Source organism: Amycolatopsis sp. NPDC054798, assembly GCF_053611505.1.
In genome coordinates, this window is sequence record NZ_JBSHAM010000115.1 from 1 (window position 1) to 22,715 (window position 22,715).

Annotated in this window: 24 protein-coding genes; 10 read left to right on the forward strand and 14 right to left on the reverse strand. The window is 69.1% G+C overall.

The features are described 5' to 3' along the window. The first annotated feature begins 82 nt into the window (after window positions 1–82). The 3 genes from ACWGIC_RS39490 (at window position 83) to ACWGIC_RS39500 (ending at window position 4,321) form a co-directional block, all read left to right on the forward strand. Complete coding sequence (locus ACWGIC_RS39490; protein ID WP_452081063.1) at window positions 83–529, forward strand: MarR family winged helix-turn-helix transcriptional regulator; 447 nt, start codon at window positions 83–85, stop codon at window positions 527–529. Window positions 530–618: 89 nt separating this feature from the next. Continuing rightward, window positions 619–1,962 carry an MFS transporter gene (locus tag ACWGIC_RS39495; RefSeq protein WP_452081064.1) on the forward strand — a complete coding sequence of 448 codons (1,344 nt, stop codon included), beginning with the start codon at window positions 619–621 and terminating at the stop codon, window positions 1,960–1,962. A 46-nt stretch (window positions 1,963–2,008) separates the two neighbouring features. Further along, the gene (locus ACWGIC_RS39500) at window positions 2,009–4,321 is read left to right on the forward strand and encodes an FdhF/YdeP family oxidoreductase (RefSeq protein WP_452081065.1); all 2,313 of its coding nucleotides are present in this window, start codon (window positions 2,009–2,011) and stop codon (window positions 4,319–4,321) included. A 53-nt stretch (window positions 4,322–4,374) separates the two neighbouring features. Here ACWGIC_RS39500 and ACWGIC_RS39505 read toward each other — a convergent pair whose 3' ends face one another. Genes ACWGIC_RS39505 through ACWGIC_RS39515 form a run of 3 tightly spaced genes read right to left on the reverse strand, consistent with a single transcriptional unit; the run spans window position 4,375 to window position 7,018 of the window. Further along, window positions 4,375–5,799: an LCP family protein gene (locus ACWGIC_RS39505; RefSeq protein ID WP_452081066.1), complete on the reverse strand. Its 1,425-nt coding sequence runs from the start codon at window positions 5,797–5,799 to the stop codon at window positions 4,375–4,377. A gap of 56 nt (window positions 5,800–5,855) precedes the next feature. Further along, window positions 5,856–6,599 carry an SDR family NAD(P)-dependent oxidoreductase gene (locus tag ACWGIC_RS39510; RefSeq protein ID WP_452081067.1) on the reverse strand — a complete coding sequence of 248 codons (744 nt, stop codon included), beginning with the start codon at window positions 6,597–6,599 and terminating at the stop codon, window positions 5,856–5,858. Further along, a complete protein-coding gene (locus ACWGIC_RS39515) occupies window positions 6,596–7,018 on the reverse strand; it encodes a VOC family protein (protein WP_452081068.1) in 423 nt (140 codons plus the stop codon). The genes ACWGIC_RS39510 and ACWGIC_RS39515 overlap by 4 nt, the downstream gene beginning before the upstream one ends. A gap of 72 nt (window positions 7,019–7,090) precedes the next feature. Here ACWGIC_RS39515 and ACWGIC_RS39520 point away from each other — a divergent pair, with 72 nt between their 5' ends. The 3 genes from ACWGIC_RS39520 to ACWGIC_RS39530 all read left to right on the forward strand — a co-directional run bounded on the left by ACWGIC_RS39520 (window position 7,091) and on the right by ACWGIC_RS39530 (window position 8,560). After that, window positions 7,091–7,768, forward strand: coding sequence for a GntR family transcriptional regulator (locus ACWGIC_RS39520; protein WP_452081069.1), 678 nt, complete (start codon window positions 7,091–7,093; stop codon window positions 7,766–7,768). 43 nt (window positions 7,769–7,811) lie between these two features. Continuing rightward, on the forward strand, window positions 7,812–8,159 hold the full coding sequence (locus ACWGIC_RS39525) for a hypothetical protein (protein WP_452081070.1): 348 nt from the start codon (window positions 7,812–7,814) through the stop codon (window positions 8,157–8,159). A gap of 62 nt (window positions 8,160–8,221) precedes the next feature. Then, window positions 8,222–8,560 carry a hypothetical protein gene (locus ACWGIC_RS39530; RefSeq protein ID WP_452081071.1) on the forward strand — a complete coding sequence of 113 codons (339 nt, stop codon included), beginning with the start codon at window positions 8,222–8,224 and terminating at the stop codon, window positions 8,558–8,560. Here ACWGIC_RS39530 and ACWGIC_RS39535 read toward each other — a convergent pair. The 4 genes from ACWGIC_RS39535 to ACWGIC_RS39550 form a co-directional block, all read right to left on the reverse strand. Continuing rightward, window positions 8,544–9,788: an MFS transporter gene (locus ACWGIC_RS39535; protein WP_452081072.1), complete on the reverse strand. Its 1,245-nt coding sequence runs from the start codon at window positions 9,786–9,788 to the stop codon at window positions 8,544–8,546. The genes ACWGIC_RS39530 and ACWGIC_RS39535 overlap by 17 nt on opposite strands. Further along, a complete protein-coding gene (locus ACWGIC_RS39540) occupies window positions 9,785–10,327 on the reverse strand; it encodes an ArsR/SmtB family transcription factor (protein ID WP_452081073.1) in 543 nt (180 codons plus the stop codon). The genes ACWGIC_RS39535 and ACWGIC_RS39540 overlap by 4 nt, the downstream gene beginning before the upstream one ends. Window positions 10,328–10,396: 69 nt before the next feature. Next, a complete protein-coding gene (locus ACWGIC_RS39545) occupies window positions 10,397–10,528 on the reverse strand; it encodes an MFS transporter small subunit (RefSeq protein WP_452081074.1) in 132 nt (43 codons plus the stop codon). Beyond that, entirely contained in the window at window positions 10,528–11,880 is a 1,353-nt protein-coding gene (locus ACWGIC_RS39550; protein ID WP_452081075.1) for an OFA family MFS transporter, read from the reverse strand. The genes ACWGIC_RS39545 and ACWGIC_RS39550 overlap by 1 nt, the downstream gene beginning before the upstream one ends. Window positions 11,881–12,030: 150 nt before the next feature. Here ACWGIC_RS39550 and fdhD point away from each other — a divergent pair, with 150 nt between their 5' ends. After that, complete coding sequence (gene fdhD, locus ACWGIC_RS39555; RefSeq protein WP_452081076.1) at window positions 12,031–12,855, forward strand: formate dehydrogenase accessory sulfurtransferase FdhD; 825 nt, start codon at window positions 12,031–12,033, stop codon at window positions 12,853–12,855. Here the strand turns inward: fdhD and ACWGIC_RS39560 are convergent, their stop codons facing one another. Next, on the reverse strand, window positions 12,856–14,169 hold the full coding sequence (locus tag ACWGIC_RS39560; RefSeq protein WP_452081077.1) for a carotenoid oxygenase family protein: 1,314 nt from the start codon (window positions 14,167–14,169) through the stop codon (window positions 12,856–12,858). A gap of 66 nt (window positions 14,170–14,235) precedes the next feature. On the opposite strand from ACWGIC_RS39560, the gene ACWGIC_RS39565 reads away from it, so the two are divergent. Both ACWGIC_RS39565 and ACWGIC_RS39570 read left to right on the forward strand, forming a co-directional pair. After that, window positions 14,236–14,886 (forward strand): TetR/AcrR family transcriptional regulator, encoded by a 651-nt coding sequence (locus ACWGIC_RS39565; protein ID WP_452081078.1) that lies wholly within the window; start codon window positions 14,236–14,238, stop codon window positions 14,884–14,886. A gap of 48 nt (window positions 14,887–14,934) precedes the next feature. Continuing rightward, window positions 14,935–15,864 carry an alpha/beta hydrolase gene (locus tag ACWGIC_RS39570; protein WP_452081079.1) on the forward strand — a complete coding sequence of 310 codons (930 nt, stop codon included), beginning with the start codon at window positions 14,935–14,937 and terminating at the stop codon, window positions 15,862–15,864. A gap of 16 nt (window positions 15,865–15,880) precedes the next feature. On the opposite strand, the gene ACWGIC_RS39575 is transcribed toward ACWGIC_RS39570, so the two are convergent. From ACWGIC_RS39575 to tig, 6 genes are all read right to left on the reverse strand, one after another. Further along, window positions 15,881–16,369, reverse strand: coding sequence for a hypothetical protein (locus ACWGIC_RS39575; RefSeq protein ID WP_452081080.1), 489 nt, complete (start codon window positions 16,367–16,369; stop codon window positions 15,881–15,883). A 41-nt stretch (window positions 16,370–16,410) separates the two neighbouring features. Continuing rightward, the gene (locus tag ACWGIC_RS39580) at window positions 16,411–16,806 is read right to left on the reverse strand and encodes a hypothetical protein (protein ID WP_452081081.1); all 396 of its coding nucleotides are present in this window, start codon (window positions 16,804–16,806) and stop codon (window positions 16,411–16,413) included. A gap of 71 nt (window positions 16,807–16,877) precedes the next feature. Further along, window positions 16,878–18,173 (reverse strand): ATP-dependent Clp protease ATP-binding subunit ClpX, encoded by a 1,296-nt coding sequence (gene clpX / locus ACWGIC_RS39585; RefSeq protein ID WP_009081145.1) that lies wholly within the window; start codon window positions 18,171–18,173, stop codon window positions 16,878–16,880. Between the two features lie 222 nt (window positions 18,174–18,395). Then, window positions 18,396–19,058, reverse strand: a complete 663-nt coding sequence (locus ACWGIC_RS39590) for an ATP-dependent Clp protease proteolytic subunit (RefSeq protein ID WP_067595255.1) — start codon at window positions 19,056–19,058, stop codon at window positions 18,396–18,398. Between the two features lie 28 nt (window positions 19,059–19,086). Then, window positions 19,087–19,692, reverse strand: a complete 606-nt coding sequence (locus tag ACWGIC_RS39595) for a ClpP family protease (RefSeq protein WP_037813861.1) — start codon at window positions 19,690–19,692, stop codon at window positions 19,087–19,089. A 144-nt stretch (window positions 19,693–19,836) separates the two neighbouring features. Beyond that, complete coding sequence (gene tig, locus ACWGIC_RS39600) at window positions 19,837–21,219, reverse strand: trigger factor (protein ID WP_452081082.1); 1,383 nt, start codon at window positions 21,217–21,219, stop codon at window positions 19,837–19,839. Between the two features lie 175 nt (window positions 21,220–21,394). Between tig and ACWGIC_RS39605 the strand changes: the two genes are divergently transcribed. Then, window positions 21,395–22,243, forward strand: a complete 849-nt coding sequence (locus ACWGIC_RS39605) for a fructosamine kinase family protein (RefSeq protein WP_452081083.1) — start codon at window positions 21,395–21,397, stop codon at window positions 22,241–22,243. The last annotated feature ends 472 nt before the right edge of the window (window positions 22,244–22,715 follow it).

Below are 22,715 nucleotides of genomic sequence, written 5' to 3' on the forward strand. Positions count from 1 at the left end.
CGGGAATCTGATTCCCGCAAGGAGCCCTTCACGGTTTTCGGCCAGGATGCACAGGCTGAACTAAACAGGCTAGACTGTGCTTATGTCCGAAGACCCCTCCGTCCCGCCGCGCGTCGCCGAGTCCGCAGGCTGGATCCGCGGCGTCGTCGGCCAGCTGCACCGCAGGCTGCGGCAGGTCGACAACGCCGAGATCCTCACGCCGACCCAGACCGCGGTGCTCAACCGGCTGCACCGCGAAGGCCCGGCGACCCAGGCCGAACTCGCCGCCGCGGAGCACGTCCGGCAGCAGTCCATGGCCGCCACGCTCGGCGTGCTCGACTCGCTCGGCTACCTGAACCGCACGCGCGACCCCGCCGACGGCAGGCGCGTCGTGCTTTCGCTGTCCGATCTCGGCGCCAAGACCGTCATCGGGATCCGCCAGCACCGCGACGAATGGCTCGCCGCCGCGCTGGCCGACGAGCTGACCGAAGACGAACTCGAAACGGTCCGGCGCGCGCTGCCCTTGCTGCAGCGGATCGCCCAGCGCTGACCGCGCTGAACGCTGACCGCACTGAACCCTGAGGAGCACTGACGAACACCGCGACCGCCCCCGCGAAATCCCGTTTCGGCGCGCGCCTGGTGACCCCGCTGGTCGCGAGCGCCGTGCTGAATCCGATCAACTCCACGCTCATCGCCGTCGCGCTCGTCCCGATCGGGCAGGCCTTCGGCGCCGGGCCGGGCCGCACGGCCTGGCTGATTTCCGCGTTGTACCTGGCGACCGCGGTCGGACAGCCCGTCGTCGGGCTGCTCGTGGACCGCTACGGAGCGCGCCGTGTGCTGCTCGGCGGCGCGTCCGTCGTGATGGCGGCCGGGATCGCCGGGATGATCCCGGTCTCGGTCGAATGGCTCACCGGCGTGCGCGCTGTGCTCGGCATCGGGACCTGCGCCGGGTTCCCGGCCGCGATGGCGGTGCTGCGGCGGCGTGCCGACCAGATCGGCGAAGGCGTGCCCGCGCGGGTGTTGTCCGTGCTGGCGATGTCTTCGCAGACGATCATGGTGATCGGCCCGACGCTCGGCGGCGTGCTGATCGCGCTCCTCGGCTGGCCGGCGATCTTCGCGGTGAACCTGCCGCTGGCCGGTATTTCCCTCGTGCTGACTCTGCTGTGGGTGCCCAAGGACGCCCCGGTGGAGAAACCGGCCGAGCGGATCGACGTCGCCGGGATCGTGCTGTTTTCCGCTGCCCTGCTGGTGTTGCTGTGCTACCTGATGGCGCCCCGCGTCGGCGATCTGTGGCTGCTGGCCGCGGCGATCGCGCTCGGCGCGCTGTTCGCGCGGGTGGAACTGCGCGCCCGGAAGCCGTTCATCGACCTGCGGATGCTCGCCTCGAACGGACCCGTCCTGCGCACGTATGCGCGACAGGCACTGAGTTTCCTGGCGATCTACACGATCATGTTCGGCTACGTGCAATGGCTCGAAGAGGCTCGCGGGTTCGCCGAATCAGCTGCGGGGCTGCTGCTTCTGCCGATGTCCGGGACCGCCGTGGCCGCGGCCGCGCTGTCCGGGCGGCCGACTGGCATCCGGCTTCGGCTGGTGTTGGTCGGTGCCGCGCTCCTGGCCGGATCCGTCGCGCTGCTGTTCGTGGACGACGGCACCGCGGTGATCTGGCTGCTCGTGCTCGCCGCGTTGTTCGGCCTGGCGCAAGGGCTCACCAGCGTCGCCAACCAGACCACGCTCTACCGCGAAACCCCGGCCGAGACGATGGGCACCGCGAGCGGTCTCTTCCGGACCGCGCAATACCTCGGCGCGATCGTCGCGGCCACGATCATCGCCCAGTGCTACGGCGGGAACGCCGACTCCGGCGGGCTGCACCGACTGGCCGTCGTGCTGATCGTGACCAGCGGGTTGCTGCTGATCGTGACCGTCGCGGACCGCGCGCTGGCGCGGGCCGAACGCCGCGAACGCGCCCGGAGGCAGGCGGTGTGACGACCCCCGTCTTGGGTTCCGCACGGCAAAGGCGCACGATGTGCCCATGACTCGCGAAGCTCCGACTGGTGACGTGGACGAAGCCCGCCTCGAAGTGGGCAAGCCGAAAGGCTGGGCGGCCGGAATCCCGGGAGTCGCGGTTTCGCTCGCTCGCGGGGTGGAGCAGATGGGCCCGGTCCGCACCGCCCGCACGCTGCGGCTGCTGAACCAGCGGGACGGCTTCGACTGCCCGGGTTGCGCGTGGCCCGAGCCGCGGCAGGTCGACGGCGAGAAGCGCAAAATGGCGGAGTTCTGCGAAAACGGCGCGAAGGCGGTCGCCGAGGAGGCGACGAAACGCCGTGTCGGGCGAGAGTTCTTCGCCGCGCATTCAGTGTCCGAACTGAACGAGCGCACCGACTACTGGCTCGGCCAGCAGGGCCGGCTCACCGAGCCGATGGTGCTGCGCGAGGGCGCGTCGCACTACGAACCGATCTCGTGGGACGAGGCGTTCGGCGTGATCGCCGGCGAACTGCGCGCCCTGGCGAGCCCGGACGAGGCGATCTTCTACACCTCCGGCCGCACCAGCAACGAGGCCGCGTTCGTGTACCAGCTGCTGGTTCGCGCGTACGGCACGAACAACCTGCCGGACTGCTCGAACATGTGCCACGAATCCTCCGGCGCGGCGTTGTCGGCGACCACCGGCATCGGCAAGGGATCGGTGTCGCTGGCCGACATCCACCAGGCCGACCTGATCGTGGTCGTCGGGCAGAACCCCGGCACGAACCACCCGCGGATGCTTTCCGCGCTGGAGCAGGCGAAGGGGCACGGCGCGAAGGTCGTCGCGGTCAACCCGCTGCCCGAGGCCGGCCTGATGCGGTTCAAGAACCCGCAGAACGTGCGCGGCGTGGTCGGCAAGGGCACGCCGCTGGCCGACGAGTTCGCGCAGATCCGCCTCGGCGGCGACCTCGCGCTCTTCCAGGCGGTCGGGCATCTGCTGCTGCAGTGGGAAGAAGCCGCGCCGGGGTCCATTGTGGACCGCGAGTTCGTGGAGAACTCCACGCACGGCTTCGAGGACTGGGCCAAGCAGCGCAGCGAGATCGACTGGCCAGAGACGGAGAAGGCGACCGGCCTCAGCCGCGAGCAGATCGAGCGTCTCGCGCGGATGATCGCGACGTCCGAGCGCACGATCTACTGCTGGGCGATGGGCCTGACCCAGCACAAGCACGCGGTGCCGACGATCGCCGAGGTGGTGAACCTGGCGCTGGTGCGCGGGATGATCGGCAAGCCGGGCGCGGGCCTGTGCCCGGTGCGCGGCCACTCGAACGTGCAAGGCGACCGCACCATGGGCGTGTGGGAGAAAATGCCCGAGCCGTTCATGGACGCGCTCGACCGCGAATTCGGCATCAGCGTGCCGCGCAAGCACGGCTGGGACACCGTCGATTCGATCCGCGCGATGCTCGACGGCCGCGGCAAGGTGTTCTTCGCGATGGGCGGCAACTTCGCCTCCGCCACCCCGGATTCGGACCGGACCGCGGACGCGCTGCGCTCGTGCTCGCTGACCGTGCACGTCTCGACGAAGCTCAACCGTTCGCACGTCGTCCCCGGCCGCACCGCACTGATCCTGCCGACGCTCGGCCGCACCGAACGGGACGAGCAGGAATCCGGACGGCAGTTCGTGACGGTCGAGGACTCGATGTCCCAGGTGCACGCCTCGCGCGGGCGGCTGGCCCCGGCGAGCGACGACCTGCTGTCCGAGGTCGCCATCGTCTGCCGGCTGGCGGAGCGGCTGCTCGGCGCGGACCACGCGGTGCCGTGGCGGTCGTTCGAGAAGAACTACGACCTGATCCGCGACCGCATCGCCGCCGTAGTGCCGGGCTGCCACGACTACAACCGGCGCGTCCGCGAACCGGACGGTTTCGTGCTGCCGCACGCGCCGCGCGACTCGCGGGAGTTCACCGGCACGGCCACCGGCAAGGGCACGTTCACGGTGTCGGAGCTGGAGTATCCGGAGGTGCCGGAAGGCCGGTTGCTGCTGCAGACGCTGCGCAGCCACGACCAGTACAACACCACGATCTACGGTCTGTCCGACCGGTATCGCGGCATCGAGGACGGGCGCCGGGTCGTGTTCGTGCACCCGGACGACCTGGCCGCGCTGGGGGTCGCGGACGGGGAAATCGTGGATTTGGTCTCGGAATGGCGTGACGGGGAGCGGCGGGCGCCCAGCTTCCGCGCGGTGGCGTACCCGACGGCGCGGGGGTGTGCGGCCGCGTATTTCCCTGAGGCGAATGCGTTGGTGCCGCTGGATTCTGTCGCGGAGAAGTCGAATACGCCGGTGTCGAAGGCTGTGGTGATCCGGCTGGAACCGCATCGCCACGCGTGACCTGCTTGTGAGTGGCTACGCCGGTTCTAACCGGCATAGCCACTCACAAGACCTCAGTCGATGCAGTTGTCCCCATCCGACGTCACCGGCTGCGGCTGGTCGGCCTTCACCGGCCCGCCACCCGCGGCCCCGCCGTCCGACACCCCCGGTCCCGAGTAGACCTTCCCCAGCACCACCTGGATATGCCCAGCGGGAACGTCCGTCGATTCCTTAATGGACAGTCCGCCCAGCTCCTTCGCCACCTCAGCCCCCTCGGCGGCAAGCGCAGCGGGATACCGCACGATCGACGTCCGCTGCGACGGCGCATTGCCCGCTGCAGTCGCGGCGAACCCCTTGCCTTTCAACACATCCGCGACCCGCGCCGCGAGCCCGGAAGCCCCACCGGCGTTGGAAATGTCCACCGCCGCCTTCGGTGCGGCCGGCGGCGCGGCGGGCTGCGAAGCGCCGATCAGCCCGGCCGCGAACGCTTTCACCTTCGCGGGATCCACCTGCACCGCGGTCGCCGTGGGATGGGAACGGTCGTACCGGTAGTCCGGGTTCTCCACCGGGATCGTCGTGAACTGGATGCCGCCGCCGGACACCCCGCGCATCTTGCCGACGAAGTCCAGGATGTCCCACGACTGGTCCAGCACCACCGACCGCTTCACCGCGTCGATGAGATCGCTCAGCTTGCCCGGGTCGGCGAGCGTCCCGGCCGAGAGCACCTGATGCGCCATCGAGGCGAGGAACACCTGCTGCCGCCGCATCCGGCCGAAGTCGGTGCCGGGCAGGTTGTCGCGCTGGCGCACGAAAGCGAGCGCGGCGCCGCCGGAGAGCCGCTGTTTGCCGGCCGGGAAATCCGCGCCCGAGTTCTCGTCCTTGGTGGCCTTCTTCAGGCACACCTCGACCCCGCCGACGGCCTTGCTGATCTCGGAGAAGCTCAGCAGGTTGACCTCGGCGTAGTGGTCGATCGTGACACCGGTGAGGTCCTCGACCGCCTGCCGCGTCGCCTTGCGCGCCGCGGTCATGGACTCCTTCTCGATCTTGTCCTTGTCGGTTTCCCCGGCCGAGCGCAGTTTCGACGCCTCGGCCGCCTTGCCGCGGCCGAACGCGGCGTTGATCTTGCTTTTCCCGCCGGGCATCGAGACGTACGAGTCGCGCGGGATCGAGAACGCCTTGACCTCCTGCTGCCCGTCCGGAATCCGCATCACGATCAGCGTGTCGGTGAGGTCGTCGCCGTTCGCGCCGGCGCGCAGTTCGTCGAGCACGCTCTGCGGCAGCGGGCTCCCGTCCGGGCCCTTCCGCGCGTCCCGGCCGACCAGCAGGATGTCCATCGCCCCGTCGGCGTGCTTCTGGCCCTCGTCCACCGATCCGCCGCCGCCGATCACGTCGCTTCGCGTGATGTCGTCGAGCGCGCTCAGAGTAGAGAACCCGTAGGCCGTGCCCGCGAAAACCACCATCGAAAGCGCGCCGGCGATAACTTTTCCTGCGATCCGCACGCCTCTCTGGACGTCCGGGGACGCCGATCTGCTGCATTCGTGACACAGCTCACAGCTCAGCGCAGGTGTGAGGCCCCGTTCACGTCCAGGATCGCGCCGGACGCCCACGGCGTCTCCGACGAGGCCAGGAACACCACCGCTTCGGCGATCTCCTCCGGTTCGGCGACCCGGCCGAACGGGCTCTGCTCCCGCACCTCGTCGGTGACCCGGTCGGCGACGCGCTCGGTCGCGGTGAAGCCCGGAGCGACCGAGGTGACCGAGATGCCGTGCGGGGCCAGCTGGACCGCCAGCGATTGGCCGAACGAATGCAGCGCGGCTTTGCTCGCCCCGTACGGCAAGTACTCCGGCTCGCCGCGGAACGCCCCGCGCGACCCGATGTTCACGATCCGGCCGGGCACGCTGCGGGCGATGAGATGGCGGGCGACGTGGAAGGAAACGTTGGCCGCGCCGAGGAGGTTGACGTCCAGCGTGTGCCGCCACGCCTCCTGCCAGTCCGCATAGGACATTTCGGCGATCGGCGTGCGGGTGGCCGGGGTGGTCCCGACCGCGGCGTTGTTGACCAGCACGTCGACCCCGCCGAGCTGTTCCTCGGCGACGTCGGCGACCCACTGCGCGGCGTCGGGGTTGCCGAGGTCGCCGGACACGAGCACGTGCCCGGACCCGGGCAGCGCCTCGAGCGTCTCGCGCGCGGCCTCCCGGTTGGATCCACAGTGGACGGCGACCCGGTCGCCCCTGGTGGCGAAGGCGACGGCGATGGCGCGGCCGATCCCGCGCGAAGCTCCGGTGACGAGGACGTTCATTTCGCGAACAGCTGCGTCTCGTCGCGGAACGCCTTGAACTCCAGTGCGTTCCCGGCCGGGTCGTGCAGGAACATCGTCCACTGCTCCCCCGCCTCGCCGGCGAACCGCTGATACGGCTCGATCACGAATTCGGTCCCCGCCGCGCGCAGCCGCCCGGCCAGCTCGTGGAAGCTGTCGACGTCGAGCACCAGGCCGAAATGCGGCACCGGCACGTCGTGCCCGTCGACCGGATTGCGGCCCGCTTCCGCGCGAGCTCCCGGTACCACGTGCGTGACGACCTGGTGGCCGCGGAAGTTCCAGTCGATCCACGCGTCCGACGAACGGCCCTCCGGCAGGCCGAGCACTCCGCCGTAGAACTCGCGGGCCTTCGGCAGGTCGTCGACCGGAATGGCCAGGTGGAAGGCGGGACGGACAGCCATGGGGCACTCCTTCGGCGCGGGGATCGGTGTCTCCACGTTGACTGGCAGATGTTCGAATGTCAACATTAGGACGTGGAAATCACCCCGCTGAGGAAGGCGGCGCGCCGCGGGCTCGCCGACGAGGCCGCCGACCGCGTGCGCGAAGCCATTTTCGCCGGGCATTTCCGGCCCGGCGCGCCGTTGCGCGAGGTCGAACTCGCGGCGTCGCTGGAGATCAGCCGCGGTTCGGTGCGCGAGGGCATCGCCCAGCTCGCCCGGGAAGGACTGGTCCGCTGCGACTGGCACCGGCCGACCACAGTGGTCGACGTAACCCCCGAAGACGTCGAAGAGGTCTACTCGGTCCGTGCCGCACTGGACCGACTCGCTGCGGTCACCGCCCGCGCCACCGCGTCCGCTGAGGATCTGGACGCATTGGACGCGCTGGTCGCCGACCTGGCGAAGGCGGTCCGGTCGAAAGCCGACGGGCCGCAACTGCTGGCGCTGGACATCGCGTTCCACGACCGCGTGTACGCCGCCGCGGGCAACGGCCGCCTGACCGAAGCGTGGCACGCGGTTCGGTCGCAGGTGTTTTTGTTTCAGCTGCAACGGGTTTCGCTCGGTCATGAGCATTACCGGGCTCGGGTGGTCGACGAACATCGCGAGCTGGCGGAGCTGATCCGCAGCGGTGACCGGGAGCGGCTCGCCCGGGTCGCGGAGCATCATGTGGAGTCCGCCCGGGAGAGCTTGCTCGGCCGGATCCGAACTGAGTAGTTTCCCGCCTTCGCCGGATCGCGTGGCCTGGCAGGATCGTGAGGTGACCACCGAAACCGCTCAGCCGAGCCGAGCCCGCATCGCGCTTGCCGGCGCCTTGCACGGCATCAGTGCGCTAGTCGGCTGCGCCCTCGTGCTGTGCGGGATCTCGGCTGTCCTGATGAGCGCGGCGCAGTTCCTGAGCGCTCCGGCCATGGTCGGGCTCATCGTGCTCGGCATTTACCTGCACGTCGGGCTGTACCTGGTGCCGATCGCCGCTGGGATCGGGGCCCTCGCCGCCTCGCTCGGCGCGCCGGAGCGAGCGAAGCGGCGAGTGTGGATCACGGTCGCAGTGCTCTCCACGCTGTTCCCGATCGTCGTGTTCACCACGGCGACTGTCCAGCTGGCGTAACCATTTTCGCCCGGTTGGCAGAACAGCCCGGCCAATCCGCCGCGGCCTGCCAGGATTACCGGATGGACACCGAACCCGGTCGAACGCGCGTCGCGCTCGTCGGCGCCTTGCACGGCGTCGGCGCGTTTGTGGTCTCCGCTCTGGTGCTGTGCGTGCTCGCGGCAGGGCTGGCGGCTGGTTCGAAGGTGCTGAGCCTGCCGGACGCGTTCAAGATCATCGTGGTCGTTTCCTTCCTGCACTTCGGGTTTTTCGCCCTCCCGATCGCGGCCGGAATCGGTGCGCTGACCGCCTCGCTGGGCGAGCCGAGCCGGGCAGCGCACCGCGTGTGGCTCACGGTTTCCCCGCTGACTTTGGTGTTCCCGATCGTTTTCGTCGCCTTGACTGCTACGCGACCGGCATAGCTTCTTTCGCCTTCGCGAGCGCCTCTTCGATCCGCTTGTTGCTGGTCATGCTCATCGTCACCAGAGTCATCGACACCAGCACACCCGCTGCCGCCACGTACGGCACTCGCACGCCGGCCGTCGCGGCGAGCCAGCCGCCCAGCACGGCACCCGCCGGTGCGGCCGAGGCTGAGACCAGTCGCGACGCCGCGGCGACCCGGCCCATCAACCGCGCCGGGACCACGACCTGGCGCAGCGAACCGCCAAGCACCATGGTCGCCGCCATCGCGCAGCCGCAGAGCGCGAACATCGCCCCGGCGAACCACGGGTCCCGGGCGAGACCGAAGGCCAGCACCGCGCCGCCCTCGACCACCGCGGTGGCGGTGAGCGCAGTGCCAGTCCCCAGCCATTTCTCCAGCGGTCCGGCGAGCACCATCGCGCCCACCAGTCCCCCGGCCGCGTCCGCAGCGAGCAGGAAACCGTATCCGGCGGACTGCAGGCCCAACGCGTCCTTCGCGAACACCACCAGCACCGCCCCGAAAGCACCGAACGCCAGGTTCCCGACCGCGGGGCGCAGGGCTAAACCGAGCAGCAGCCGATCCTTGACGACGTAAGCGAAACCCTCTTTCGAGTCCGCCCACACCGAGCGTCCCGGCTCGCGTTTCGGCACCGGCGCCGGCGGCAGCGTGCGGATCAGCACCGCACTGGCCACATAGGTCAGTGCGTTCACCGCGAACGGCAGCGTTCTCCCCACGGTGAAAAGAAAACTGCCGATCGGCGGTCCGGTGAACTGCCCGGCAGCGGTGGACGCCCCGCGCAGGTAGCCGTTGGCCCGGCGGAGCAAGTTCTGGTCACGGGCGAGCAGATCCGGCAGGTACGCCTGCGCGGCGGTGTCGAAGAACAGCGTGCCGGTGCCGAGCAGGAACGCCACCCCGAGCAGGACCGGAATGCTGAGCCAGCCCAGTGCGCCCGCGACCACCGTCACCACCAGCAGCGCGGCCCGCGCCAGATCCGCGATCCACATCGTGCGCCGCCGGTCCCAGCGGTCGACCAGCGCACCGGCGAACAGCCCGGCCACCGGATACGGCGCGAGCACCGCCACCGTCACCAGGCTGACCACCAGCGGATCACTGTCCAGCAGCACCGCCAGCAACGGCAAAGCCGCGACATACGCGCCGTCGCCGAGAGAACTGACCGTCGCGGCTGTCCACAAGCGACTGAACGCGGGCGGCATTTTCGACTTGGTCATCTGGCCGCTCCGGGACCCGGACGGAAGAACGCGACCGCGACGGTAGCGGCGGCCTCGTCGGCATCGCGCGCGTCCCGCACTTCGTCGAGCAGTTCGGCCAACCGGCGCTCGAACTCCTCGAACCGCTCCTCGCTGATCCGCGTGTGCTGCATCCGGACGTACCGGTGCGAGCCCTCGGGCGCGGTCGAGAGGTCGTCGAGCGCGTGCTGCAGCAGCACGTCCCGCTGCCCCGCGGCCGGTTCGGGCAGCTCGATGCTCCGCCCGACGTGCGCGTAGTAGCGCTCGATCACGCCGCGCACCTTCCGCGTGCGCACGACGTGCACGAGCCCGGCGCGCTCCAGCACCCGCATGTGGTAGCTGGAGCTGCCTTTCGCGATCCCCAGCTGCTCGGCGACCTGCGTAATCGTCGCGGGCCCGTCGCGCAGCACCGCGAGCACGCGGTGCCGCACGACGTTGCTGACCGCGCGCAGCTGGTCGGTCGTCTCGACATGGACAGTGTCTTGGGGCGGGACATAGCCCGCCTGGTCGTCCCCAGTCACGGGGACAATGGTCAACGACTCTTGACCATTTGTCCAGCCCTTATTTCAGCAGCGAGCTCCCGGCCGCGCTCAGCCGCCGAACAGCCCGACCACCTTCCGGATCAGCTCGACCACTCCGTAGGCGAACGGGGCGAGCACCCACAGCCAGGCGATCACCAGCAGGAGGGTCCGGCCGCTGGAACGGCCTTCGGCACTCGTCATCACGCCTCGCTCCCCACCGCGGCCGGACCGGCCGGTTCGTGGAATTTCTCCTTCACCGGGCGCACGCATTCGTTCGCGACGAACCCGACCACCAGCAAGCCGATCATGATCCAGAACGACAACTGGTAGAGATCCGGCCCGGTCTTGCCCGCGGCCTTCTGGCTGTCCGCGATCCCGTCCACGATCAGCGGCCCGAGCACGCCCGCCGCGGACCACGCGGTCAGCAGCCTGCCGTGGATCGCGCCGACCTGATAGGTGCCGAACAGGTCCTTGAGATACGCCGGGAGCGTCGCGAATCCGCCGCCGTAGAAGGACAGGATCAGCATCGCGCACAGCACGAACACGAGCTTCGAGCCGTTCGTGGTCAGCGCGATCACGAGGTACAGCAGCGCGCCGACGCCGAGGTAGAACCGGTAGATGTTCTTGCGCCCCGCCAGATCCGACGTGGACGACCAGACGAACCGGCCCAGCATGTTGGTGAGCGAGAGCAGCGCGACGAACCCGGCCGCGGACGCGGTGCCGACCGGGACCGAGGTGCCCTTGAAGAAGTCGGTGATCATCGGCGCGGCCTTCTCCAGGATTCCGATGCCCGCGGTCACGTTGAGGCACAAGACAATCCACAGGCACCAGAACTGCGGAGTCTTCAACGCGTTCGCCGCCGAGACATTCGCCGTGGAGATCATCGGCTTGACCGCGGCCTGCTTCACCGCGCCCGCCGGACGCCAGTCGTCGGCCGGGACCCGGACGATCAGCACGCCCATCGTCATGAACACCGCGTACACGATCCCGTGAATGAGGAACGCCGTCGCGATGTCGCCCGTCGTGGGCGAGGCGCCGAGCATCGCCGACGACCACGGCGACGCGATCAGCGCACCTCCGCCGAAGCCCATGATCGCGATCCCGGTGGCCATGCCCGGCCGGTCCGGGAACCATTTGATCAGCGTCGACACCGGCGAGATGTAGCCGATGCCGAGGCCGATCCCGCCGACCCCGCCGTAACCGGCCACCACGAGCCAGAACTGGCCGGTCGCGACGCCGAGCGCGGCGAGCAGGAACCCAGTCGAGAAACACACCGTGGCGACCGCCATCGCCCAGCGCGGCCCGTTGCGCTCCACCAGGGTGCCGCCGAACGCGGCGGACAGGCCCAGCATCACGATGCCGAGCTGGAACGGCAGCCCGGACTGCGTGCCGGACAGCCCCAGGGTCTTCTCCAGCGGCGTCTTGAAAACACTCCACGCGTAGGCTTGGCCGATCGACAGATGGATGGACAGCGCGGCCGGCGGCACGAGCCAGCGGGTCCAGCCGGGCGGTGCGACGATGCGGGAACGGGCAAGGAAGCCGGGGACAGCCATCGGCGGTCTCCTCCCAACAGTGACGAGGTGCTGGGAATGGTTTACCAGATCCTCGGCGTTGCGCCGGATGACTGTCGAATGACCTGAGGCTGTCTTGTCGATGACGACAAAGGACAGCGCCGAAGACGACAAAACGAGCGGGAGCGGGCGATGGGCAGAGTGACGGTGCGGCGGCCGGTACGGCGGATCTCCGCGGCCGGCGAACGGCGCCGGCCGGACTCGCTGGCCGCCGAGGAGCCGTTGGAGCTGCGGGTCGGCGGCAAGGCGCTCGCGGTGACAATGCGCACGCCCGGCCACGACGTCGAACTGGCGCACGGCTTCCTGCTGTCCGAAGGCGTGCTGGGGTCTCGTGAGGACGTGGCCGTCGCGCGTTACTGCGACGGCGTCGACGACCAGGGCCGCAATACCTACAACGTGCTCGACATCGCACTCGCCGACGGGGTAGCCCCGCCGGACACCGGCGTCGAGCGGAACTTCTACACGACCTCTTCGTGCGGCGTCTGCGGCAAGGCCGCGCTCGACGCGGTGAAGCTGCGCAGCCGATTCTCCCCCGCCGCGTCCGAGTTCACCGTGAAGACCGACGTCCTCACCCAGTTGCCGGACCGGTTGCGGGAAAAGCAAAAAGTCTTCTCGTCCACCGGCGGCCTGCACGCCGCCGGACTGTTCACTTCGGACGGTCAGCTCGTCGTCGTGCGCGAGGACGTCGGACGGCACAACGCGGTGGACAAGGTGCTCGGCTGGGCGCTGCAGGCGGACCGGATCCCTGCCCCCGACCTGGGGCTGCTGGTCTCCGGCCGCGCCTCGTTCGAACTGGTGCAGAAGGCCGCGATGGCCGGTATCGGGCTGCTTGCCGCGGTGTCCGCGCCGTCGTCGCTCGCGGTCGAACTGGCCGAAGAGAACGGCATGACGCTCATCGGTTTTCTCCGCGGCGACAGCATGAATCTCTACACCGGAGACCAGCGCCTGCTCACCTGATCACGCTTCGGCGGGCACCCAGTTGCCGTGGAAGCCGTGCGGGACCCGGTCCGGCAGGTGCACCTCGGCGACGGTTTCGAGGGTGCCGGCGTCGAGCAGGACAAGGTCGCTGCGCGCCTCGGCCGCGTCGTAGACGTAGCCCATCAGCACGCCCTCGTCCTCGCCCGCGTCCGCACTGGACGGAACGAACACGAACTCGCCCGGCTCGCGCCCGGGACCGAACCGGCGCGCGTCCACGGAACCCTTGCGCAGGTCGTGTTTGTACACCGCGCCGACGCTGCGCGACCGGTCGTCGATCGCCGTCGTGTAGCCGTACCGGTGCGGCAAACCCACCAGCCGCTCGTCCACTCGCGGGAACTCCTGGCCGTGCTCGTCGATCCGGTCTTCGACGACTTTCCCCGCGGAGAGATCGACGGTCCACCGGTCGAGCGTCGGCTCGCCTTCGGCCGGGCCGTGCAGCGCGCGGTCGAACATCTTCGGGTGGCGGACCACGTCGAGCACGATCCGGTCGTCCTCGTCGTAGGCGTTGAGCGGGTGGAAGACGTAGCACTGCCCGACGTCGAACCAGCGGACGTCGCCGTTGTCCCCCTCGCGCGGCATCACGCCGATGCGCGCCGGATAGTCCGGATTCCACCGGTAGGGCAGGGAACTCACGCCGCGGCCGGTGCGCGCGGTCAGCGGGTCGGGCACGTCGACCGGCACCGGGGCCTGGTCCGGATCGAAGGTGACCGGCAGGTCGTAGAACACGACATACCGTTCGGTGAGCGAGAAATCGTGCATCATCGGCGCGCCGGTGACCTCGACGTCGACTGTGCGCCGCGCCCGGCCGTCGGTGCCGACCACCGAATACTGCACCCGGTTCCCGAGCCCGAATTGGTACGAAACCGCGTGCAGTTCACCGGTCCGGGGGTCACGCTTCGGGTGAGCCGTGTACCCGGAAAGGGTGCCGCCGAAATCGCAGACGCCGAGAGTGTCCAGTTCCTCGCTGAGTTCCCATTGCGGCAGCCCGCCCTCGACCAGCGCGATCGTGCGCCCGGCGTGCCCGATGACGTTGGTGTTGGCCCCGGCTTCGTCGGTACCGACCCGGCGGCTGCGGTACCACTCGGCCCGGCCGTCGCGCAGCCGCACGCCGTGCACCATGCCTCGGCCGAGGAACCAGTGGTGAGTTTCCGGATCCGGGTCGCTCGGATTCGGCCCGTTGCGCAGATACCGGCCGTCGAGATAGCCGGGCAGCTGCCCGGTGACCGTCAATCGGGTGCTCGTGTACTCGCGCTCGACCGGCGCGAAGTTGCCTTCGAGGAACAGGTTTCCCATGGCGCGCTCCCGTTCATAACGTGGTTATGGCCACAGGTATAACAGGGTTATGAGATACTGGCAAGCATGAGCGAGCGGACGCGGGGCGAACAGGCGCGGGCACAACTCGTCGAGGCGGCGATCCGGCTGCTGGCCGACGGCGGCGCGGAAGCACTGCAAGCCCGCAAGCTGGCGGCCGAGATCGGCGCGTCCACCATGGCCGTCTACACCCACTTCGGCGGAATGTCCGCGCTCACCGATGCCGTTGCACAGGAAGGGTTCCGGCGGCTGAGCGCGAACATGGCCACGGTCGGGCAGACCGACGACCCGGTGGCCGATCTGTACCGCCTCGCACTGGCCTACCGCCGCACCGCGGTGGAGCACCCGGAACTGTTCGCGCTGATGTTCCGCGAGGCGGGGGCGCGCGGACAAGCCGTGGGCGACCTGTTCAAGGAGGACCAGGACACCGAAGCCGCGGCGTCGTTCCGGGGCATGGTCGCCGCCGTCGCGCGCACCGTCGAGGCCGGACGGCTCAAGGGCGACCCGCTCGCCGTCGCCTCACAAGTGTGGAGCGCGGTGCACGGCTATGTCACCCTCGAACTGCTGGGCCATTTCGGCCGGGGCGACCGCGGGGTGACCGACGTCCTCGGGCCACTCTGCGTGACGCTGGTCGTCGGGCTCGGAGACCGCCCTGCCGCCGCCCGGGCGTCCGTGGGGCTGGTCACAACAACAGAGTGAAGATCTTCAGAAGGCAACGTTTTGTCCCTTCGCCACGTCTTACGCTATATGGGTGAGGGGGATCGGGTGACCGAGGAGACTGAGGGCCGAAGGCGGGTGAGCCGCCGGTCCATGCTGATCGCGGGCGCCTCGGGCCTCGGCATTGCCGGGCTCGCGGTGGGGAGCGCGACCGGGGTGGTGCCGTTCAACCAGGCACTGCAACGGGCACTGGGCGTCACGTCGTCGACGCCGGTTACCCAATTGGGCAGCATGCGGGTGGAGCGGGTCTACTCGCACGCCCGCGGCCGGGAAGTGGATCTCGTTTTCCTGCTGCCGAGCAAAAAGCCGCCGGCCGGTTTGCCCATTTCGCTGATGCTGCACGGCCTGCACGGTTCCGCGCGTTCGGCCGCGCCGAGCGGATTGCTGAAGCAGCTGGGCAGCGACGTCGCGCGCAAAGCCGTGCCCGCGTACGGCTTCCTCGCGATCGACGGCGGCGACAACTACTGGCACCAGGTCCGTCCCGGCGACGACCCGATGGCGATGCTGCTGGAAGAAGTCCCGCAATGGCTGCGCGCCCGCGGATTCGGCGGCACGGACGGACTGCCGTTCGCGTGCGCCGGAGTGTCGATGGGTGGTTTCGGGGCACTGCTGTACGCCCGCCGCCGAGCCGAACGCCGCCAGCCGCCAGCCGCGGTCGCCGCGATCGCCCCGGCGCTGATCACGTCGTGGCCGGAAATGGCGAAACGCCGCATTTTCACCGGCATGACCGACTGGACGTCTCTCGATCCGCTGCGCCATCAGTCCGCTTTGCAGGGCATTCCGACGGCCGTTTACTGCGGTACGGAGGACCCGTTCATCACGGGCGTGCGGCGGTATATCGCGGAAACGCGCCCGACCATCGGGTATACCGCGCACGGGAAGCACAGCGACACGTTTTTCCGGACCACGGTGCCGAGCATGGTGGGGTTCCTGGGGAAGCATTTGCGGCAGAAGGCTTGAGCCTGCTTCGCCGGGATCAGAAGAGGCTCGCCAGTTCGTCGATCACGTGCGTCGGGGTGCCCAGGAACAGGTCCGTTGACGCTGGTTCGTACGCGATGTTCACGGTGTCCAGCCGGTAACGCCACTCGGTGCTGTAACCACTGAAACGGTAATTGACCTGCCACCGCAGCCATTCGCCGCGGCCCAGCCGGTACGCCGGAGGACGGCGCGGACGCTTGGGGCTCGCGTAGCGGATCGCGTCCAGTTTCACCCGGAGCAGGTCGCCCGCCTCGTCGAGACGAACCATCGAATACAGCTCCGCCCGTGCTTTTTCCGGCACGCCTTCCCCAGCCTCGAACCGGGCCTCGAAATCCGTCTCTTCGTCCATCCGCACCATCTGGGCAAAGGGCGCGGTCAACGCCGGAAGCGGGAATGCGATCGGGGCCGCGTTGCGCCGAGCCGCCTCCGCACCGCCGCGGGATTTCTTCGTCCACGAGGTGCACACCCACTGCACGACCGCATCCACCGTGCCATCCTCCACCGCGGAGGACGACCGCCGCGAGCGAGTTACGAAACCCAGCGGGCCACGACCGACATCACCCAGAACCCGACCATCGCCGCGAGCGCCGTCAGCAACGACCAGCGCAGCTGCTGCGCCCGCGTCTCCGAACCGCGCAGGCGGCGCAGGAACAGCCACGACACCACGAACAGCGGGATCGGCAGCAGCGGCAGCGCCGACAGCCGGGTGCCGACCGCGACCAGGCACACCAGCGTGAACAGCGCGAGCATGATCTCGGACGCGCGGAGCAGCCACGGGAACCGCGTCAGCACGGACGCGGCGACCCGTTCGCTCAGCTCCACGAGGCCGACCGGCGCGGCGGACGGCTCGGTTTCGGCGGGTACCGCTTCGCCGGGGTCGGCAGTGTCGTCCCCCCGGGGTGCGGTCAGCGGCACGGTTGTCATCCTGTCCATTATCGCGCCTGCCGCGGACACCCGGACAGCCGACTCCTGCTAACGCCCGGCCGACGCCCGGGTCAGGCCGACTTCTCGCCGCGCTCGCTGCGGGTGCGGCGCGACGGCTGGCGAGCCACGATCGTGGGGTTGACGTTCTCCCGCACGGTCTGCTCGGTGATCACGACCTTGGCCACGTCCTCGCGGCTCGGGATGTCGTACATGACCGGCTGGAGGACCTCCTCCATGATCGCGCGCAGGCCGCGGGCGCCGGTGCCGCGCAGCACGGCCTGGTCGGCGATGGCCTCGAGCGCGGTCTTGGTGAACTCCAGCTCGACGTTGTCCATCTCGAAGAGCTTCTTGTACTGCTTCACCAGTGCGTTGCGCGGCTGGGTGAGGATCGAGACGAGCGATTCCTTGTCCAGGTGGTTCACCGTCGCCACGACCGGGAGCCGTCCGATGAACTCCGGGATCAGCCCGAACTTGATCAGGTCCTCCGGCATGGTCTCGGAGAACACGTCGCTGCCCTCGATCTCGGCCTTCGTGCGGATCTCCGCGCCGAAGCCGAGGCCGCGCTTGCCGACCCGCTCGTTGATGATCTTTTCCAGCCCGGCGAACGCGCCCGCGACGATGAACAGCACGTTCGTGGTGTCGATCTGGATGAACTCCTGGTGCGGATGCTTCCGCCCGCCCTGCGGCGGCACCGACGCGGTGGTGCCCTCGAGGATCTTCAGCAGCGCCTGCTGCACGCCCTCGCCGGACACGTCGCGGGTGATCGACGGGTTCTCGCTCTTGCGGGCGATCTTGTCGACCTCGTCGATGTAGATGATGCCGGTCTCGGCGCGCTTGACGTCGTAGTCGGCCGCCTGGATCAGCTTCAGCAGGATGTTCTCGACGTCCTCGCCGACGTAGCCCGCCTCGGTGAGCGCGGTGGCGTCGGCGATCGCGAACGGGACGTTCAGCAGCTTCGCCAGCGTCTGCGCGAGGTAGGTCTTGCCGCAGCCGGTGGGGCCGAGCATCAGGATGTTGGACTTGGCCAGCTCGACCGGCTCGTCCTTGGAGTCCTTCGGGCCGGATTTGTCGTCGGCCTGGATCCGCTTGTAGTGGTTGTACACCGCGACCGCGAGCGTCTTCTTCGCGTCGTCCTGGCCGATGATGTACTGCTCGAGGAATTCGTGGATGTCGGCGGGCTTGGGCAGCTCGTCGAGCTTCACGTCGCCGGCTTCGGCCAGCTCCTCTTCGATGATCTCGTTGCAGAGGTCGATGCACTCATCGCAGATGTAGACCCCTGGCCCGGCAATGAGCTTCTTCACCTGCTTCTGGCTCTTGCCGCAGAAAGAACACTTCAGCAGGTCGCCGCCGTCACCGATCCGTGCCATGGCCGTTGACCTCGTCCCCTCCGGTGCGCGAGCGCACCTGCACAACTGGATGGCGGCCCCGGGACTGCCAGGCGTTCCCGGAACCCACACGCATTGCCATCGACGGTACCCGCCCGAAGGCGCGGGCGGGAACACCCGACCCCCATAGGGCCCGTCGACGACCGACAGTAGACCAGCGGACCGGTGCGCGTCGCGGATTCGGCGCGCACCGGCCCGTCGCGGTCAGTTCGCCGAGGCCTTCCGGTACGGGAGCACCTCGTCGATCAGGCCGTAGGCCTTGGCCTCCTCGGCGGTGAGGATCTTGTCCCGCTCGATGTCAGCCTTGATCTCGTCCGGTTCCTTGTTCGTGTGCTTCGCCAGGATGACCTCCATCTGGCGGCGCACGCGCTGGATCTCGTTGGCCTGGATCTCCAGGTCCGAGACCTGCCCGTAGGTGCCCTCGGTGGCCGGCTGGTGGATCAGCACGCGCGCGTTCGGCAGCGCCATGCGCTTGCCCGGCGTGCCCGCCGCCAGCAGCACCGCGGCGGCCGAGGCGGCCTGGCCGAGGCACACGGTCGAGATGTCCGGGCGGATGTACTGCATGGTGTCGTAGATCGCCATCAGCGACGTGAACGACCCGCCCGGGGAGTTGATGTAGATGCTGATGTCGCGGTCCGGGTCCTCGTGCTCGAGGTGCAGCAGCTGGGCCATCACGTCGTTCGCCGACGCGTCGTCCACCTGCACGCCGAGGAAGATCGTCCGCTCCTCGTACAGCTTGTTGTACGGGTTGGACTCCTTCACGCCGTAGCTGGTGCGCTCGACGTAGGACGGGAGGATGTACCGCGACTGAGGAGACAGTGCGGAATTCGGAGCCCGGAAGTCACCCGGGAGCCGGAAGTTGCTCATGATGCTCTCCTGTGTGGTGCTTCGGGGCTCAGTTGCTCGAGGTCAGGCCGCTGTCGCGGGTCAGCACGTGGTCGACGAAGCCGTAGTCCTTCGCCTCCTGCGCGGTGAACCAGCGGTCGCGGTCGCCGTCCTTGATGATCTGCTCGGTGGTCTGGCCGGTCTGCTCGGCGGTGATCTTCGCGAGCTCCTGCTTCCACTTGTTGAACAGGTCCGCCTGGATCGCGATGTCGGAGGCGGTGCCGCCGACGCCCGCGGACGGCTGGTGCATCAGGATGCGCGCGTGCGGGAGCGCGTAGCGCTTGCCGGGGGTGCCCGAGGAGAGCAGGAACTGCCCCATCGAGGCCGCCATGCCCATCGCGTAGGTCGCCACGTCCGGGCGGATGAGCTGCATGGTGTCGTAGATCGCGAACCCGGCGGTCACCGACCCGCCCGGCGAGTTGATGTAGAACCGGATGTCCGATTCGGCGTCGTCCGCGTCGAGCAGCAGGAGCTGCGCGGTGAGCCGGTTGGCGACCTCGTCGTTGACCTCGGAGCCGAGAACGACGATGCGCTCCTGGAGCAACCGCTCGAACACCGAGTCGGTGAGGTTGAGCCCCGCGGTGCCGGTCCGCCCCTCGGGCATGTGCTGCTTCACGTCTGCCTGCCTTTTCACCGGCGGCGGGCCGCCTGTGAAAGCCGCGCCGCCGCTGTCGTGTTCAGATGCTTGAGATCTTGCAACCGACCCTAACGAACTTGGGCGGTGCAGAATGCCTGACACCGCCCAAGTTCGCTTACAGCTTTACTCGGCTGGGGTCGCCGCCGCTTCTTCGGTGACCTGCGTCTCCTCGCCAGCCGGCTCTTCGTCGGAGCCGAACAGCTCGCTCAGGTCGACCTCGGACCCGGACGCGTCCTTCACCGTGGTGCCGCGCACGACCGACGCGAGCGCCTTGCCGCGGCGGACGTCGGCGTAGATCGCGGTCAGCTGGCCGGACTGCTGGGCCCGCTGCACGTACTCGTCCGGGCTGACGCCGAAGCGCTGCGCCTGGTAGATGATCCGCTCGGTGAGCTCGCCGTCGTTGACCGACGTCTTCTCCTTGTCGGCGATGGTGTCCAGCAGCAGCTGCGTGCGGACGGCCTTCTCCGACTCCTCCTTGACCTCGGCGTTGAACTCGTCGAGGGTGCGGCCCTCGGCCTCGAGCGCCTTGGCGAACTGCGCCTCGTCGTGGTCGAACGGGTGGACCGCGTCGTGCTTGCGGTTCTCGATCTCGGCCTCGAGGACCTTCTCCGGCAGCGGCACCTCGGTGCGCTCCAGGAGGATCTCGAGGACCTTGTCGCGCGCCTGGACGCCCTGCTGCATCTTCTTGACGCGGCCGAGCCGGGTGCGCAGGTCCTCGCGCAGTTCGTCGATCGTGTCGAACTCGCTCGCCAGCTGGGCGAACTCGTCGTCGGCCTCGGGCAGCTCGCGCTCCTTGACCGACTGCACGGTGACGGTGACCTCGGCGTCCTGGCCGGCGAACTCGCCCGCGACCAGCTTGGTGGTGAACACCTTGGTCTCGCCGGCGTTCGCGCCGACGATCGCCTCGTCGATGCCGTCCACGAGCTGGCCGGAGCCGATCTCGTAGGACAGGCCGGTGGTGGAGGCCTCCTCGACGGCCTTGCCGTCGACGCTGGCCGACAGGTCGATCGACACGAAGTCGCCGGTCTGGGCCGGGCGCTCGACGCCGGTCAGGGTGCCGAAGCGGGCGCGCAGCTCGTCGAGCTGCTCGGCGACCTCTTCGTCGGTGGTCTCGACGTCGTCGACGCTGATCTCGAGGCCGGCGAGGTCGGGCAGCTCGATCTCCGGCCGCACGTCGACCTCGGCGCTGAACTCCAGCACCTCGCGGTCCTCGAGCTTGGTCACCTCGAACTCGGGCTGGCCGAGCGTCCGGACCTCGCCCGCGCGGACGGCCTCGATGTACTTGGCCGGAATGGCCTCGTTGACGACCTCGTCGAGCACCGGCGCGCGGCCGATCCGGCTTTCCAGGACGCGAGCGGGGACCTTGCCGGGGCGGAAACCGGGGACGCGCACCTGCTGGGCGATCTTCCGGTACGCGGCGTCGAAGTTCGGCTTGAGCTCGTCGAACGGCACCTCGACATTGATCTTCACTCGCGTCGGGCTGAGCTGCTCGACGGTGCTCTTCAAGGTCTTCTCCTCGAGCGGTAAACGATGGGGGCGGACAGTCCCTCAGGACCGCCCCGGTCACCTGCTGACCGGGATATCCGAGTCTAGGCCAGAGGGTTGACAAGACTGGCTGCGGGGCACCTGCCGCACCCGCGCCGATCAGCGGGCCCCGGTGCGCGCCCGTAGCGTCGGAACCGTGGTTTCCGGGCAGCAGAGCGAAGGTCCGGCCGCGGCGGCGGCACGGCTCACCGGGTTCGAGGCGATCGCACGAGGCGCTTCGAGCACCCTCAGTGAGGTCGAACTAACCGACGGCGACCAACGCTTCGCCGCGATACTGAAGCGCGGCCACGCTCCAGGCGCGACCCGGGCCGAGGCCGCCGGACTGCGCTGGCTGGCCGCAGCCGACGCGGTGCGCATCCCCCGCGTGCACGGCGCGGACGACACCTGGCTAGTGCTAGACCGGGTGACCGAGTCCACGCCCTCGCACGCCGAGGAGTTCGGCCGGGCCCTCGCCCGACTGCACTCCGCCGGAGCCCCAGCGTTCGGCGCCCCTCCCCCGGACGGCCCGACCGAAGCGTGGATCGGGACCGCCCCGATGCGCAACTCCCCGGGCGACTCGTGGCCGGAGTGGTACGCAGAGCACCGGATCCTGCCCTACGTCCGAATGGCAGCCGGGCTCCTAGACCCCGCCGTCTTCGAACGAGCCTGCACGCGGATCCCTTTGGTGACCGGCCCAGCGGAACCCCCCGCCCGGCTGCACGGAGACCTATGGAACGGAAACGTCCTCTGGAACTCCGACGGCGCAGTGCTGATCGACCCAGCAGCACACGGCGGACACCGAGAGACCGACCTCGCGATGCTGCATCTGTTCGGCTGCCCGCACCTGGAACGAATCCTGGCCGCCTACAACGAAGTCACCCCGCTGGCGGACGGCTACCGGGACCGGATCGCCCTGCACCAGCTTTTCCCGCTGCTGGTGCACACTGTCCTCTTCAGACAGTCCTACGCCCAGCAAGCGACCGCAGCCGCCCGCTCCCTGGGCTGATCTCCCGGTTGTCCGTGAGGGGCCCCTTCACGGACTCAGATTCCCTCAGGGTTCCCCTCACGACCTTCAACGGGCCGTGAAGGGCTCCTTCACGTACTTGGATTCCCTCAAGGGGCCCTTCACGGCCCTCCCCCCTCACCGCACGACCGCCCCCAATGTGGCATTGGGTGCGTCGGATGCACCCAATGCGGCGTTCGGTGCGTCCCACGCACCCAATGCCACATTGGGGAGCCAGCCCCCACCCACCAACCAACCGCCACCCGCGAACCCAACTCATCAAGGCGCCCAAGCCCCGCGCCCCACCACCCCAACCGCAGCCCGCGCACCCAAACCCACCAACGCACCCAAGCCCCGCGCCCCCACCTGCCCAGCCGCACCCGCGCACCCAACCCCGCCAACGCACCCACACTCCCCCGCACCCCGATACGAAGCCTCCCCTGCGGTTCGGGGGTGCTTGTCAAGGCATCTTTCC

Bases quoted from the DNA above. Each gene is read 5' to 3' on its own strand.
- ACWGIC_RS39565 (WP_452081078.1), top strand. From the start codon at position 14,236: ATGAGCGAGCGGACGCGGGGCGAACAGGCGCGGGCACAACTCGTCGAG.
- ACWGIC_RS39580 (WP_452081081.1), bottom strand. From the start codon at position 16,806: ATGACAACCGTGCCGCTGACCGCACCCCGGGGGGACGACACTGCCGAC.
- ACWGIC_RS39545 (WP_452081074.1), bottom strand. From the start codon at position 10,528: ATGACGAGTGCCGAAGGCCGTTCCAGCGGCCGGACCCTCCTGCTGGTG.
- ACWGIC_RS39590 (WP_067595255.1), bottom strand. From the start codon at position 19,058: ATGAGCAACTTCCGGCTCCCGGGTGACTTCCGGGCTCCGAATTCCGCA.
- ACWGIC_RS39550 (WP_452081075.1), bottom strand. From the start codon at position 11,880: ATGGCTGTCCCCGGCTTCCTTGCCCGTTCCCGCATCGTCGCACCGCCC.
- fdhD (WP_452081076.1), top strand. From the start codon at position 12,031: ATGGGCAGAGTGACGGTGCGGCGGCCGGTACGGCGGATCTCCGCGGCC.
- ACWGIC_RS39535 (WP_452081072.1), bottom strand. From the start codon at position 9,788: ATGACCAAGTCGAAAATGCCGCCCGCGTTCAGTCGCTTGTGGACAGCC.
- clpX (WP_009081145.1), bottom strand. From the start codon at position 18,173: ATGGCACGGATCGGTGACGGCGGCGACCTGCTGAAGTGTTCTTTCTGC.
- ACWGIC_RS39500 (WP_452081065.1), top strand. From the start codon at position 2,009: ATGACTCGCGAAGCTCCGACTGGTGACGTGGACGAAGCCCGCCTCGAA.
- ACWGIC_RS39560 (WP_452081077.1), bottom strand. From the start codon at position 14,169: ATGGGAAACCTGTTCCTCGAAGGCAACTTCGCGCCGGTCGAGCGCGAG.
- ACWGIC_RS39490 (WP_452081063.1), top strand. From the start codon at position 83: ATGTCCGAAGACCCCTCCGTCCCGCCGCGCGTCGCCGAGTCCGCAGGC.
- ACWGIC_RS39530 (WP_452081071.1), top strand. From the start codon at position 8,222: ATGGACACCGAACCCGGTCGAACGCGCGTCGCGCTCGTCGGCGCCTTG.
- ACWGIC_RS39510 (WP_452081067.1), bottom strand. From the start codon at position 6,599: ATGAACGTCCTCGTCACCGGAGCTTCGCGCGGGATCGGCCGCGCCATC.
- ACWGIC_RS39515 (WP_452081068.1), bottom strand. From the start codon at position 7,018: ATGGCTGTCCGTCCCGCCTTCCACCTGGCCATTCCGGTCGACGACCTG.
- ACWGIC_RS39570 (WP_452081079.1), top strand. From the start codon at position 14,935: ATGGGTGAGGGGGATCGGGTGACCGAGGAGACTGAGGGCCGAAGGCGG.